This is a genomic window from Streptomyces sp. NPDC030798 (assembly GCF_055572275.1).
This window is the reverse complement of record NZ_JBVIDR010000002.1, coordinates 30,207-45,064: the sequence shown is the minus strand read 5'-3', so window position 1 is coordinate 45,064 and position 14,858 is coordinate 30,207. Positions and strand designations below refer to the sequence as shown.

Below are 14,858 nucleotides of genomic sequence, written 5' to 3'. Positions count from 1 at the left end.
GCAGCAGGCTTTTACCTCATGCGGGTGGCCCACTCCTGGACCTTGGCGATCCGCTGCCGCAGCTGCCCGGCCGTGGCCTCCGCGCTGGGCGGTCCGCCGCACACCCGCCGCAGTTCGGTGTGGATGACACCGTGCGGCTTGCCGCTCTGGTGGACATAGGCGCCGACCATCGTGTTGAGCTGCTTGCGCAGCTCCATCATCTCCTTGTGCGTGACCACCGGCCGCCGCTCGGCGGGCAGTTCGAGCAGGTCGGCCTCCGCGTCCGGCTTCTTGCGGCTGTGCGCGATCTGCCGGGCCTGCCGCTTCTGCAGCAGCAGCTGGACCTGTTCCGGCTCGAGCAGTCCGGGGATGCCGAGGTAGTCCTGCTCCTCCTCGCTGCCGGGGTGGGCCTGCATGCCGAACTCGGCGCCGTCGTAGAGGACCCGGTCGAAGACGGCGTCGGACTCCAGCGCCTCGAAGGGCAGCATGTCCTGCTCGCCGGTGTCCTCGTCCTGCTCCTTGTTCGCCTCCTCCATCTCCTTCTCGGACTCGGCGTACGGGTCCTCCTCGCCGTCCTTCTTCGGCTTGTCGAGGGCGTGGTCGCGCTCCTTCTCCATCTCGTTGGCGAAGGTCAGCAGGTCCGGCACGGTCGGCAGGAACACCGACGCGGTCTCGCCGCGCCGCCGGGACCGTACGAAACGGCCGACGGCCTGGGCGAAGAAGAGGGGGGTGGAGATGGTGGTGGCGTACACGCCGACCGCGAGCCGCGGTACGTCGACGCCCTCGGACACCATGCGGACGGCGACCATCCAGCGGTCGTCGCCGGCGCTGAAGTCGTCGATCCGCTTCGAGGCGCCGGCGTCGTCGGAGAGCACGAGGGTCGCCTTCGTGCCGGTGATCTCCCGGATGAGCTTGGCGTAGGCGCGGGCGGAGTCCTGGTCGGAGGCGATGACGAGGGCACCCGCGTCCGGGATCGCCTTGCGCACCTCGGTGAGCCGCTGGTCGGCGGCGCGCAGCACGCTCGGCATCCACTCGCCGCGCGGGTCCAGCGCGGTACGCCAGGCCTGGCTGATGGCGTCCTTGGTCATCGGCTCGCCGAGCCGGGCGGCGACCTCGTCGCCGGCCTTGGTGCGCCAGCGCATGTTGCCGCTGTAGGAAAGGAAGATGACCGGCCGGACGACGTGGTCGGCGAGGGCGTTGCCGTAGCCGTAGGTGTAGTCGGCGGCCGAGCGCCGGATCCCGTCCGGGCCCTCCTCGTACGTCACGAACGGGATGGGGTTGGTGTCGGAGCGGAACGGCGTACCGGTCAGCGCGAGGCGGCGGGTGGCCGGCTCGAAGGCCTCCAGGCAGGCCTCGCCCCAGGACTTGGAGTCGCCGGCGTGGTGGATCTCGTCGAGGATGACGAGGGTCTTGCGCTGCTCGACCCGGTTGCGGTGCAGCATCGGCCGTACCCCGACACCCGCGTACGTGACCGCGACGCCGTCGTACTCCCGGCCGAGCGGGCCCGCGCTGTACTCGGGGTCGAGCTTGATGCCTATGCGGCCGGCGGCCTCCGCCCACTGCTTCTTCAGGTGCTCGGTCGGCGCGACCACGGTCACCTGCTGCACGACGTGGTGGTGCAGCAGCCAGGAGGCGAGGGTCAGCGCGAAGGTGGTCTTGCCGGCGCCGGGGGTGGCGACGGCGAGGAAGTCGCGCGGCTGCTCCTGGATGTACTTCTCCATCGCCCCCTGCTGCCAGGCACGCAGCTTGCTGGCGGTACCCCAGGGGGCCCGTCCCGGGAAGGCGGGCGAGAGGTGGTGGGAGTGAGCGGAGGAAGCGGCGGTAGTAGTCACGGTCTCCGTATGTATGAGGCTAGGGCTTCGGCTACGTATGACAACCGGGCCACCCTACCGGCGGCCCGACCCCGTCCATGCCCGGACGGCGCCGGGTCGTCCTCGGGTGGGACCCACGTCACAACCGCCACAGCCGCCCGGCGATCCCCCGCACCTCGTTCACGGGTCGGCACGCGAGGAGCGGCGAGGGCGACCACATGGGGGGCGCCAGGACCCGGCACCGCACTGCCGCGACCGATCCCGGTGCGGACTCAGCGCTCCCGCACCCGCGTCGTCACCCACGCACCCGCCAGCGCCACCACCGCCATCGGCAAGAACACGGCCGCGAACGCAGCAGGATGACCGCCGCCGGCCGCCACCCCCGTCCCCGACGCCGCGCTGCCACCGCCCAAGGCCGCGAACGCGGCGCCGGTCACGGCGAGGAGGACGACGTTGGAGAGGGCGTCGGAGATCTGCAGCGCGGCGGAGTTGGCGCCGGCCTCCTCCGGGGCGGACAGCTTCAGCAGCAGTACGCCGGCGGAGGAGATCACCAGGCCCATGCCGAAGCAGCCGAAGCCCCAGGCGACGGCGACGACCCAGACCGGCACGGCCGGTACCAGCACGCTCGGCGCGGTGGCTATCGCGGCGGCGACCAGCACCATCCCCGCCGTCATCAGCCGCTCGCGGTACGGCTCCAGGCGCGGCCGGGACTGCACCCACGACCCCAGCGCCCAGGTGACGCCGCCCGCGGCCAGCGAGAAACCGGCCAGCGTCGGCGACAGCCCCCGCTGGGTGACCAGCATCAGCGGCACGAAGGACTCGGCGGCGATGAAGGACCCGGCGGACACTCCGCGCAGCAGCACCACGGAGGGCAGGCCGCGCACGGCGCGGTAGGTGCCGCGGGGCAGCAGCCCGAGGACGGCGGGTACGAGGAGGGCGGCGCCGGCCAGACCGGGCAGCAGCGACAGCCACGTCAGATCCTGGGCGGCGTACTGCAGGAGCCCGGCTCCGAGGGAGATGCCGAGGGCGAGGCGGATGCGGCGCCGGTCGAAGGATGCCGAGTCCTCGGCGCCCGCCACCGGCCCCGCCGCCCTGCGTCGTATCTGCGGTAGCGCGAGGGCGAGGGGGAAGACCACCAGGGCGGGGATGCCGAGGAAGACCCACCGCCAGCCGAGGTGCTCCGTCACGGCGCCGGAGGCGAGCGGTCCGACGATGGACGGTACGACCCATCCGGCGGCGAAAGCGGCCATGATCGCGGGCCGCAGCCGCTCGGGGTAGGCGCGCCCGACGACGACGTACAGCGCGACGATGACCAGGCCGCCGCCGAATCCCTGCACGGCCCGCCCCAGGATGAACACCCCCATGACCTGGGCGGTCCCGGCCACCACGAGCCCTGCCGCGAAAGCGCCGATCCCGCAGGTCAGCGCGCCGATCGGGCCGCGCCGGTCGGACCACTGTCCGGCGAGCACCATCCCGAAGAGGCTGGTGGTGAAGTACCCCGAGAAGGCGAACGCGTACAGCGCCACCCCGTCCAGCTCCCGCGCCGCGACGGGCATCGCGGTCCCGACGGCGGTCGCCTCGAAGGCGATCAACAGCACGACGGACACGATCCCCACACTCAGCGCCCGGTGGGCCCGGCTCAGCACACCGCCCTGTCCGTCGGCGGCATCGTCCACAACAGCGGCATCGGAGGACTCGATGGTGGTCATGCCGGTCAGAGTAAGGCCCGCAAGGCGGTTTGGCTCCTGTCGGTGGTCCCGGCCGCTCTCGTCCGTCGGCCCTGGACCCGCCCTTCATGAACGGCGTGTGGCAGCCTCGTTGCAACCCGGCCGGAGTCCTTGAGACCCGCCCGCAGCGACCCATACGGTCGTTCCACCGAGTTCGGCACGACAAGGTGACCGACACGGCCGTGTGCCCGAGTGGCTTAGGGACTCGCCTGCAAAGCGAGGTACGTGGGTTCAATTCCCGCCACGGCCTCCATCATTTGCCTCCCGGTGGACGGCTCGGGATGCCTGGGGCGTTGAGAGTGTCCATCGGGTAGGTCGGTCTGATCGCCGAGTAGGTCCGGAAGACGGGCTTGTCGGTGAAGGACGCACTCATGGGCGTGGCGTAGTCGTCGAACCGGGTGAGCGGGCCGATTCCGGCGAAGAGGCCGACGGTCCGGACCATGGAAGCGGTGCTGTAGAAGGTCGAGTCGACCTTTCCCGTCTGGGTGTACGGGCTGATCGCCAGGGCGAGCGTCCGGTGGGCGTCGATGTGGTCGGGTCCGTCCTGGGCCTCGTCCTCGGTGACGAGGACGACGGTGTCCTTCCAGAACCGGGAGTGGGACACCGCGTCCACGAGCCTGCCGAGGGCGTAGTCGTTGTCGGCCACCATCGCCTTGGGAGTGGGCTGACCGACCCTGGTGGCCAGGGTGTGGTCACCGGGGAACTGGATGAACTGCACCGTCGGCATGTCGCCCTTGGCCTCGTACCCGCGGAAGCTCTTCAGCCACTGGTCGACCCGTGGAGTCAGGCAGTCCTTCTTGGTGGGAGCGAACGTTCCCGCCGAGTCCGGGCAGCCCAGCTCCACCCCGAACCCGTGGTCCGTCCGGGCATCGAGCACCGGATCCGCGGCGTGTACGGCGTTCCCCCGGCGCCCCACGTAGAAGCCGAAGTTGGCGAAGCTCACGCCGGCCTTGTCGAGGCGCTGCCAGAGGTAGGAGTTCCCGGGTTCCTGCGCGGCGTTCTCCGGAGCGTTGTTCCCGCTGGGGTAGGCGCCCTTGCGGCCGGAGTACCGTGCGGGCCACATCTGCTCGACGTAGGGATTGGAGTTGGCCTGGACCGCCCAGTTCCAGCCGCCGGCGCTGACCCTGCCGTCGGCGTAGAAGTTGTCGATGGTGGTGAAGCGCCGTGCCAACTCCCGTGTGTTGGGCGCGGACTCGTCCCCGAACAGGTCGAGGCGGGGGTCGCCGTCGCCCTTGCCCAGACTGCCGAGCACCTGGTCGTAACTGCGGTTCTCCTTGACTATGTAGATCACGTGCCTGATGGGAGTCCTTTCGCCGGGCCTGAGCGGCACGACGGCATGGTCGCCCGCGGTCACCGGGGCGTTGTTGCGCTCCACCTGGCGGGTGTACTCGCCCAGTCGCGCGTCGGAGACCGGGACTTCCACACTGCTCAGCGTGCCCGCGACCATCGACGCGAGCTGCTCGGTGGGGGTCACCCTGCCGACGCGCTCGGGGTTGGGGTGTCCGGGACCGTTGTTCGGGCCCGCCCCCAGCCCCTTGGCATTCGTGATCCACAGGCGTCCGTCGCGCCAGACGACCGCACTGGGGTACCAGCCGGTGGGAATCCGCCCCAGGAACTTGCCGCCGATCGGATCGAGCACCGAAACGCTGTTGTCGCCGGAGTTGGCAACATAGAGCCGCTGGTGCACGGGATCCAGGGCGAGCCCTGTGGGGTTGCTGCCGATGAGGGCCTTCTTGGACGGCGATACGGGGATGTCGCGTAACACGCTCCTGGTCGCCAGATCCACCACACTGACGCTGTCGGCGTCGCCGTTCGCGACATACAGTCTGCGGCCGCACGCCGAGAGCACGGCCTTGTTCGGATGCAGACCCACCTTGATCCGCCCGGTCGTCCGGGGTGCGGAGCCCGCCAGATCGACGACGTCCACGGTGTCGGCACCCTGGTTCGACACGTAGGCCGTTCGCCCGTCCTTGCTGAGCGTCACCCACACCGGCCGACGGCCTGCGGCGACGGTCCGCACCCGGCCGCCGGCGGTGTCGGCGACCGTCACCGAGTTGCCGAGCTGATCGGCGACCACCAGTCTTCTGCCGTCCGGGGTGACGGCCAGGCCGGCCGGGAAGAGCGTGACGGCCTTGCCGTCCGGGGACTTGGTGGGCAGCTTGATGGGATCGCGTTCGGTGAGTCGGCCACCGGCGAACGACAGCACCCGGATCTTGGAGTTCGCCGCGGCGCTGGCGTAGGCGGTCCTGCCGTCCGGACTCCACGCCAGGCCGATGTACAACGACTCCGGCGACGGATACGACAGTGTCTGGACGACCTCGTTCGTCCGGGTGTCGACCAATTGCAGGCTCTGCACACCCGGACCGTTGTTGGTCACCAGCAGATGGCGACCGTCCGGGTGAAGAGCCGCGTTCAGTGGCAGCTCCCCGAGCCGGGTCTGGTCACCCGCCGGCGCGACCCGGTACCCGACGGGGGTGATGGCGGTGCCGTCCTTCCGTGGACCGGCGGTCTTGACGGCGAGCGCGGAGGACACCGCCCGCTTCGTCGCCGCGTCCACCGGAGCGTCGGCTCGGGCGGACATGGCGGTGGTCGGGTCCCCGAGCACCCAGGCGGTGGCGACAGCGGCTATGGCCGCCCCGCCCATGGCGAGGGTGCAGAAATTCGGTGCGGCCATCGTCTTCTCCCCAGTTCCGCACGACACTCCGATGCGGGTTCGGAGCTAAGGGGATTGTCACTGGCCGGCCCGGTCCCCTCTCGTCGCACCGGGCATTCAGGTGAGTCGGCGAAATATTCGCGAATGCCCGAGATACACCCGGTCGGCCGATGCGTCGCCCACCAAGGGCCGCATCCACGCGAGACGCTTCAGAGCACCCCGCCCGCTTCGTCCTGGAACAGTTCCGTCCAGTAGTGCCAGGTGGTGTCCGGGAGCAGGGCCGTCGGGTCGACGGTGGTCAGCGTCCGGATCATGGCGGCGGCGAGGTGATCGTAGGCCGTCGTGGTCAGTTCGTGGGACAGGTGCTCGTCGATGGTCCGCTCGTGGTGCAGGAGCCAGAGGGTGAAGGCAAGGGTGGAGACGTCGGTGTTGAGGGGGTAGAGCGTCGCCTCGGGCTCGCTGAAGGTGAGGACCGCGCCCGTTCTGCCGTCGATCACCAGGCTGTTGTCCTCGACCAGGCGGCCGAGGCGGATCAGGTGGTCGGCGTGGGCGGGGAGGGCGTCCAGGGGGTAGTCGTCGCAGCGCTCGGTGGTGAAGTACTCGGTGAGCGTCGGCAGCGGGACGTCCGTGTCGGCGTGGAAGAGGACCGCCTCCTCCGGCAGCCCCGTCTCCCGCAGGAAGCGGCGGGTCGGCTCGTGGGTGAGCGTCGCCGGGAAGTCGACCTCCTCGAAGCGGACCACCCGGCCGTGGCCGAACTCCTGGTCCAGGATGCGGGCGGGCACGTCCAGGGTGAGGCCGGAGGCGGTGCCGGGGCCGGCGATGAGGGCGAGCGGACGGATGAGGGCCGCCGCCTTCCAGTACGGCGGGACCTCGCCGCCCGTGCCCTCCTCGAAGAGGGCGAGGAGGCGGCGGGAGGCCTCGGTCACCGTCTTGGGCCCGTACTGCCCGGCCAGGGAGGCGAAGCGGCCGCGCAGGCCCGCCAGTTCCTCGGTGACCGCGGCGAAGCGCAGCAGGGTGGCGAGGGAGGGGGCGAAGGGGCGGGTCTCGGACGGGTCGAAGAGGTAGGCCGTCGTGATCTCGCCGGTGGCGCCGTCCAGCAGGATCGACTCGCGCTCCATGCCCGCGGGGTTGAGGAGTTCGCCTATCACCAGGCGGCCGCGCAGCTCCTCGGCCAGGTGGAAGGGGCCGTCGGTGGCGTCGCCGAGGGTGCGCAGGCCGTGGGTGCGCAGCGGGGAGAAGGTCAGCAGGTCGGTGTCCGTGGGCAACCCGGCGCCCGTGAGCAGGCCGCGCGTCGGTGCGTGCGTGACGTACCGGTCCAGCTCCGCCTCGGTCAGCGTGATCGCCGGAAACCCGGCGTCGGTCGTGCTCATCGCTCCCCCGCGATCTTCCTCGGTACGGCGCGGTGCGCCGTACGTCGTCCCTGGGCAGGGCGGGCCCGGCCGTCCGGATCTCCCGTCGGACGCGGCCGTCCCCCACTGACCGGAACACTACGCCGCACCACTGACAACGCCCCTGGAGAAGGACGCCGGGCGACTCTCGTCCGTTGCGTCAGGAGCGGTCGGGCGCCTCGCCCTGCGGCGACCGCGTCACTGGGGGCTGACCACCGCCGCCTGGGGGCGGATGGGGAGGCGGTTGACCGGGCGGCCGGTGGCGGCGCGGACGGCCGAGGCGATCGCGGCCGGGGAGGTCACCACGGGGGCCGCGCTGACCGACTTGGCGCCGAAGGGGGCGACCACGTCCCGCTCCTCGACCAGTTTCACGATCCGGATGTCCGGCGCGTCCAGCGCGGTCGGCAGGGCGTATCCGGTCAGGTCGGGGTGGCGGATCAGGCCGCGCGGGGTGCGCAGGTTCTCGGTGAGGGCGATGCCGACGCCCTGGGTGACGCCGGCCTCGATACGGGCGGCGAGCTGGCCGGGGTTGAGCACCCGGCCGACGTCCTGGGCGACCGCCAGCTCCACCACCCGTACCGAGCCGAGCTCGATGTCCACGTCCACCACCGCGCGGATCGCGCAGAACGCGAGGCCCACGAACGCGTCACCCTGACCGGAGGCGTCCAGCGGCTCGGTGGGGTGCGGACGGCACTGGGCCGTGGCCCACAGCTCCTTGCCCTCCAGCGCCTCGGTGACGGTGGTCGACAGCACCCCGTCGTACGAGGTGATCTTGCCGTCGGTGATCTGCAGCAGCTCGGTGGACATGCCGAACTTGTGCGCCAGCGGCTGCAGGAGCTGGGTGCGGACCATCTTGGCCGCGCGCTCCACCGCGCCGCCCGACACCCAGGTGTGGCGGCCGCGGCAGCCCGCGCCGGCCGGCGGCTGATCGGTGTCGACGGGGACGACGTGGACCTCGTCGACACCCAGCGTCTCCTGCACGATCTGCCGGGCCAGCGTGGTGAAGCCCTGGCCCGTCTCCACGGCCGCGCAGAGCACTGTCGCGACGCCGTCCTGGACCTTGACCGTCGCCGTGGACACCTCGTCGGCGCCCTCCGCACCGAGCATGTGCACCATGCCCAGGCCGTAGCCGACGCCCCGGCGCACCGCCCCGGGTTCGCCCGCGCCCTCGGGGCCGCCGGGCAGCAGCCACTCCTCCTCGGGGGTGTCCTTGGGCAGCGGCGGCAGCGGGAAGTCCCGTACCGCCTGCAGCAGTTCGGCCACCGGCGCCGGGCAGGTCACCGTCTGGCCGATGGGCAGGACGTCACCGGTCGCGAGGGCGTTGCGCAGGCGCAGCTCGGCCGGGTCCAGGCCCAGCTTCTTCGCCAGCTTGTCCATCTGCGCCTCGTAGGCGGCGCACACCTGCAGGGCGCCCTCGCCCCGGACATGGCCGGAGGGCGGGTTGTTGGTGCGGACGGCCCAGCCCTCGATGAAGGCGTTCGGGACGACGTACGGGCCGCACGCGAAGGAGACGGCGGCGGCCAGCGCGTCGGCGGAGGTGTCCGCGTAGGCGCCCGCGTCGAGCAGGATCTGCGCCTCGACCTTCACCAGCCTGCCCTCGGCGTCGGCGTGGTGGCGGTAGCGCAGCAGGGTGGGGTGGCGGTGGGCGTGGCCGAGGAAGGACTCCTCGCGGGTCGCCGTCAGCTTCACCGGGCAGCCCGTCTTCAGCGCGAGCAGGCCGAGCGGGAGCTGGAAGCCCTGGTCCTCGCGGTCGGCGGTGGCGCCGGGCACCCCGGTGACGACGATCTTCACCCGATCCGGGGACAGGCCGTAGCAGGCCGCTGCCGTGTTGCGGTCGGTGTGCGGGTCGGTGGAGGCCAGGTACAGCTCCACCCCGCCGTCCGGGCGGGGCACGGCGAGTCCGGCCTCGGCGCCGATGGGGGCCGGGTCCGCGCGGCCGATGCGGTACTGCCCCTCGACGACGACCTCGCCGACCACGTCCGGATCGCCGTGGCGCAGCGGGATGTGCCGGATCAGATTGCCGTCGGGGTGCAGCGGCTCCGCCTCGAACGCCTGCTCGGGGTCGGTCACCGGGTCGAGCACCTCGTACTCGACGATGACGGCGGCGGCGGCCATCCGCGCGGTGTCGGGGTGGTCGGCGGCCACGGCGGCGATGGGCTCGCCGTGGTGGCGCACCACCTCGGAGGCGAACACCGGGCGGTCCGGCGTGCCCCGGCCGTGCCGGGGGGTGCCGGGCACGTCCTCGTGGGTGACGACGGCCCGTACGCCGGGCATCTCGCGCGCGTGGCTGGTGTCGATGGAGACGATGCGCGCGTGCGCGTGCGGGGAGCGCAGCACGGCGGCCCACAGCAGGCCCTCGGCCCACAGGTCGGCGGCGTACGGGAAGGTGCCCTCGGTCTTGGCGCGGGCGTCGGCGTGCGGCAGTGAGGCGCCGAGGCCGTGCGGCACCGGATCGGCGGCGGCCGTCTCGGCAGCGGCGGTCGCGGTGGTCGCGGTGGCGGCTTCGTTGCTCACGCCTGGCTCCCGTCCTGGCCGTAGTGCTGGTCGTGCGCTCCCGGCGCACCGAAGGTTCCGGGGCTGTCGAAGACCCCGTGGGTGTCGAACGCCGACGGGTTGACGCCGCCGGCGCCCGGGCCCGCCTGGTGCGGAATACGTGGCTCGTCCGTGTCCGTCTCGGCGTCGGCGGCGGCGTGTGCCTCGCGTTCGGCGACGACCTCCTTGACGGCCTCCAGGACACCCCGGTAGCCGGAGCAGCGGCACAGGTTGCCGCACAGCGCCTGGCGGGTCTCCAGCTCGGTCGGCGCGGGGTTGCCCTCCAGCAGGTCGTGCAGGGTCATCGCCATGCCGGGCACGCAGAAGCCGCACTGCACGGCACCGCACCGGGCGAGCGCCCGCTGCACGTCGGAGGGCTGCCCGTCGGCGGCCAGGCCCTCGACGGTGCGGACCTCGCTGCCGGCCGCGGTGACCGCCGGGACCAGGCAGGAGGCGACGAGGCGCCCGTCGACCTGGACGTTGCAGGCGCCGCACTCCCCCTGCGAGCAGCCGTCCTTGGCGCCCGCGAGCCCGAGGCGCTCGCGCAGCACGTACAGCAGCGACTCGCCGATCCAGGCGTCGGTGACGGGCCGGTCGGTGCCGTTGACGCGCAGGACGTAGGAGGCCAAGGGGTGTTCGTCGTGCGGCGGCTGCGGAGCCGGGTCGTCCGGCGTGTCGTCCTGCGCCGCCCGGTCCGCCGTCGAGTGGTCCGCCGTCGAGTGGTCCGGGTCGGCGGGAGTCTCGGGCGCGGAGTCCCCGGAGCCCTGCGGGTCCGTCGTGTCGCGTCCGGCTGCCGGCCCCGCCGCCTCGGCGCCCGCCGGGTCGCCGGTGGCCGGTGCGTCGGCCGTGTCCGGCGCTCCTACGGCCTCCCGGGCCGCGCCGGTCCCCTCGGCCGGGTCGTGACCTGCTGGGCCGTCAGAGGCCCCGCCGGCGGGCCGCGTGGGCTCATGACCGTCGGTGGACCCCTGCGGGGTGCGCCCGGGCTCGTGACCGCCCGCCGGGGCACCGGCCTCGGCCGGGGCCGCCGGGCCCGCGCCGTCGGTGTCCCGTTCGGCGTCCCGGCCGGAGGGTCCGGGCCGGCCGGGGTGCGCCGGCCAGGCGGCGTGGTCCGCCGGGCCTGGCGCGTAGGTGCCCTCGGACGTGCCGGGTGCCGTGGGGGCGTCGGCCCGGCCGGGGCCGTGACCGGGCGGGCCCGCGACCGGGGTCTCGCCCTGAGGCTGTTCGGTCTGCGGCGGGGCCCAGGCCTGTCCCGCCCCCTCCGTCGCCCAGGGAGCCGCGGCGCCGCCGGGGAGGGTGGCCGGAGGGGTGCCGCCCCACTGCTCGACCAGCGAGGACGTGGTGAACTCGCCCGATTCGTCCGGAAGGTCGCCTCCGGCGACCGGGATCGACCACTGCCCGGTGACGTCGTGTCCGGCGGCGGGCGGGGCCGCGGGCTCCTCGAAGGTCCACTGCTGGGTGGCCGCCGGCTGGTACGTGAACCGGTCGCCGCCCGCCTGGTCCTGGGGCGCCGCGTTGGGGTCGGGCCACTGGTGGCCGGCGGCGGGCGCCGCCCAGGCGTCCGGGGCGGCGGGGTCGCCCGCGCCCGGGGCCTGCGCTATCCGCGGCGGCACATAGCCGTGACCGGGCGCGGCCAGAGGGCTGTCACCGGACAGCAGGGCGTCGATGCCGCCCTCGGGGAGCTTGACGAAGGCGGTGGCGCCGTCGTCGTAGTCGCCCTGGGGCAGCGGGTTCCAGCGGCCGCCGCTCCGGGGCGTGCCCTCTCCGTGCTGGTCGTCGGTCACGACAGCGCCCTCCCCAGTGCTCGTCGGGCCAGCGCGGCGACGGTGCGCCGCAGGTGCAGTACGGCGGGCGGCAGCGGGACCACCGAGCCGTCCGGCTCGGGTGCCGGGTCCGGGATGCAGGCCGCGGCGACGTACTCACCGAAGGCGTGCAGGGCCTCCGGGACGAGGGCGCGGTCGTTGTCCCAGTCGATGAGCTGCGCGACCCACTGCTCGGCGTCCAGGGGGCGCAGCGGCATCGGCGCTATGGCGCCGACGGCGCACCGCACCCCACGCCGGGCCGGGTCGAGCACGACGGCCACGGAGGCCATGGCGCGGCCCGGGCCGGTGCGACCGGTCGCCTTCAGGAAGACCTGCGGGGCGTGCAGCAGCGGCACGCGCACGTAGCCGATGAGCTCGCCGCCGCGCAGCATCTCCACGCCGGCCAGCAGGTGCGACACCGGGATCTCCCGGCGGGCGCCGCCCGGGCCCGCGATGATCAGCGTCGCCTCCAGGGCGGCCAGCACCGGCAGCGCGTCCCCGGTGGGGGCGGCCGAGGCGATGTTGCCGCCCAGGGTGCCGGCGTTGCGGATGTGCGGCGGGCCCGCGGCGCGCGCGGCGGCGGCGAGCGCCGGGATGAGGGCCGCGAAGTCGGGGCGGCCCATGCGCGCGTGGGTGAGGCCGGCGCCGAGCAGCGCGTGGCCGTCCTGGTACTGCCAGCCGCGGATCTCACTGATCCGGCCGAGGCCGACCAGCGCTGCGGGCCTGAGCTGACCGGAGTTGACGGCGGCCATGAGGTCGGTGCCACCCGCCACGGGGACGGCCGCGGGCATGGCGGTGAGGGCCGCCACGGCCTCGTCCAGCGTCGTGGGCAGCGTGACGGCCTGCGCCGCCTGCGGTGCGTGCGTGGTCAAACCGGCTGCCCCTTCCCGCTGCCCCACCTGGTCCCACCTGTGTGGCCGTACGGTACGTGCTCACAGGGCGGACGTGGCAACTCTGGCACATCTTCGCAAGACCCGAACGCGGGGGTCCGCTAGGAGGCATTCGTCCACCTCATCGAGGAGATGGTCCTATTTTGTACGACACAGCCGGTACGCCGGGTTAACCCTCACCAGTGACTATTGGCGGGCTTTTTTCATCTTTCCCTACCGGTTCGGGGGCGGACCCTCCTTCGGGCGGCCGAGCACGCCGGGGCGCCGCTGCCACGGCCGGGGCCCGGTGGGCGGCCGGTAGGCGACACCGAGGGCGTCAAGTCGGCGGTAGTGCGCGCCCATGCGGCGCTCGAAGTCCGCGAAGTCCCGCTCCTGCGGGGCGGGCAGCCGGCTCCAGGCGACCTCGGCCAGGGCGGCGAGCCGGGGGAAGGTCTGGTAGTCCACGCGCGCGGCGTCCTCCATGACCTCGGTCCACACGTTGGCCTGGGTGCCCAGCACGTGCCGGGCCTCCTCGTCGGTGAGTTGGGGCGGGACGGGCTCGAACCGGTAGACGTCCTCCAGGGTCCGCACGAAGCCGATGGGCACCGGCTCGTCCTCGCCCGGCGCCTGACGGTGGTCCAGGTACACATGTTCCTCGGGGCACATGACGACGTCGTGTCCCGCGCGCGCGGCGGCGATTCCGCCGCCGTAGCCGCGCCAGGAGGAGACCGCCGCACGCGGCGCGAGGCCGCCCTCCAGGATCTCGTCCCAGCCGATGAGCCGGCGCCCGCGCGCGGAGAGCCATGTGTCGAAGTGCCGGATGAACCAGGACTGGAGCTCGTCCTCGCCGGCGAGCCCGAGTTCCGCGATGCGGGCCTGGGCGGCCGGCGACTTCCGCCACTGGTCCTTGGGACACTCGTCACCGCCGATATGGATGAACCGGGACGGGAACAGCTCCAGGACCTCCTCGAACACCTCTTCGTAGAAACGCAGGGTGGTGTCGGTGGGGGCGAGCACGTTGGGGTTGATCCCCCAGGTGTCCCAGACGGAGAGGGCGGCGGTGTCGATGACGTCGCTGTTGCCGAGTTCCGGGTACGCGGCGATGGCGGCCTGCGAGTGGCCCGGTACGTCGATCTCGGGGACGACGGTGATGTGCCGCTCGGCGGCGTAGGCGACGATCTCCCGGATGTCGTCCTGGGTGTAGTGACCGCCGTGCGGCTTCTCCTCCCACAGCGGTGAGGCGCGGTGGCCGAATTTCGTCCGCGCCCGCCAGGAGCCGGTTTCGGTCAGCCTCGGGTGGCGCCGGATCTCGATGCGCCAGCCCTGGTCGTCCGTCAGGTGCAGGTGCAGGACGTTGAGTTTGTGCGCCGCCATCAGATCGAGGTAGCGCAGGACGCCGTCCTTGGGCATGAAGTGCCGGGCGACGTCGAGCAGGAGGCCGCGCCAGTGGAACCGGGGGCTGTCCTCGACGGTGACCCGCGGGAGGTCCCAGACCTGGTCCGGCCGCACCGGCGCGCGGCGGAAGGCGTCGGGACCGAGCAGTTGCCGGAGGGTCTGGGCGCCCCAGAAGACCCCGGCGGCGCTGCCGCCCTGAAGGCGCAGGGGGCCGTCGCCGATGACGACGCGGTAGCCCTCGGGGGGCAGGCCGGGCTCCACGCTCAGGACGATGCGGCGGACCCGGCAACCCGCGCCCGCGCCGACCCCTGTGTCCGCGTCCGTGCCGGCGTCCGTGTCCGTGCCGGCGTCCGCGCCCGCGTCCGTGTCCGCGTCCGGGAAGGGCAGGCCGGTCGCCGCTCCGACCGTCGCCCGCAGCCAGCGCGCGACGCCCTGCGCGCCGGGCCGCGCCTCCAGCGCCGTCCCGCCGTCCAGGCGCGCGTGCCCGGCGGCACCGCGGACCACACGGCCCGGCGCCGGGATCAGCGTCTCGTCGGGCCCGGCGACCTCGCGTGGGTCGCTCATACCGTCCGTCGCACCTCCGCACCCGGCGTTGCACAGCGTGCAACGACTGTTCCGCTCTGTACAACCAGGTACGGACGCTACGGACTCCCCGGACCGCCGACAAGAGGTCTCGACCACGCGGACCCGTCGGCAGGGCTCCGC

The 14,858-nt window shown here is 73.1% G+C and carries 8 protein-coding genes and 1 tRNA gene; 1 reads left to right on the top strand and 8 read right to left on the bottom strand.

Annotated features, from left to right (window positions below; translation table 11 throughout):
• Positions 1-11 precede the first annotated feature (11 nt).
• Positions 12-1,811, bottom strand: coding sequence for a DEAD/DEAH box helicase (locus ACZ404_RS04700; protein WP_468435931.1), 1,800 nt, complete (start codon positions 1,809-1,811; stop codon positions 12-14).
• 251 nt (positions 1,812-2,062) lie between these two features.
• Positions 2,063-3,499, bottom strand: a complete 1,437-nt coding sequence (locus ACZ404_RS04695) for an MFS transporter (protein WP_468435929.1) — start codon at positions 3,497-3,499, stop codon at positions 2,063-2,065.
• 196 nt (positions 3,500-3,695) lie between these two features.
• On the opposite strand from ACZ404_RS04695, the gene ACZ404_RS04690 reads away from it, so the two are divergent.
• Positions 3,696-3,770: transfer RNA gene (locus ACZ404_RS04690), tRNA-Cys, on the top strand.
• Here the strand turns inward: ACZ404_RS04690 and ACZ404_RS04685 are convergent.
• The 6 genes from ACZ404_RS04685 to ACZ404_RS04660 all read right to left on the bottom strand — a co-directional run bounded on the left by ACZ404_RS04685 (position 3,771) and on the right by ACZ404_RS04660 (position 14,717).
• On the bottom strand, positions 3,771-6,191 hold the full coding sequence (locus ACZ404_RS04685) for an alkaline phosphatase family protein (protein WP_468435927.1): 2,421 nt from the start codon (positions 6,189-6,191) through the stop codon (positions 3,771-3,773). It abuts the tRNA gene before it with no gap.
• 188 nt (positions 6,192-6,379) lie between these two features.
• Positions 6,380-7,540 carry an SUKH-4 family immunity protein gene (locus ACZ404_RS04680; protein WP_468435925.1) on the bottom strand — a complete coding sequence of 387 codons (1,161 nt, stop codon included), beginning with the start codon at positions 7,538-7,540 and terminating at the stop codon, positions 6,380-6,382.
• A 216-nt stretch (positions 7,541-7,756) separates the two neighbouring features.
• On the bottom strand, positions 7,757-10,072 hold the full coding sequence (locus ACZ404_RS04675) for a xanthine dehydrogenase family protein molybdopterin-binding subunit (RefSeq protein WP_468435923.1): 2,316 nt from the start codon (positions 10,070-10,072) through the stop codon (positions 7,757-7,759).
• Complete coding sequence (locus ACZ404_RS04670; protein WP_468435921.1) at positions 10,069-11,871, bottom strand: (2Fe-2S)-binding protein; 1,803 nt, start codon at positions 11,869-11,871, stop codon at positions 10,069-10,071. The genes ACZ404_RS04675 and ACZ404_RS04670 overlap by 4 nt, the downstream gene beginning before the upstream one ends.
• Positions 11,868-12,761, bottom strand: a complete 894-nt coding sequence (locus tag ACZ404_RS04665) for an FAD binding domain-containing protein (protein ID WP_468435919.1) — start codon at positions 12,759-12,761, stop codon at positions 11,868-11,870. The genes ACZ404_RS04670 and ACZ404_RS04665 overlap by 4 nt, the downstream gene beginning before the upstream one ends.
• A 231-nt stretch (positions 12,762-12,992) precedes the next feature.
• A complete protein-coding gene (locus ACZ404_RS04660; RefSeq protein ID WP_468435917.1) occupies positions 12,993-14,717 on the bottom strand; it encodes a beta-N-acetylhexosaminidase in 1,725 nt (574 codons plus the stop codon).
• Between the last annotated feature and the right edge of the window lie 141 nt (positions 14,718-14,858).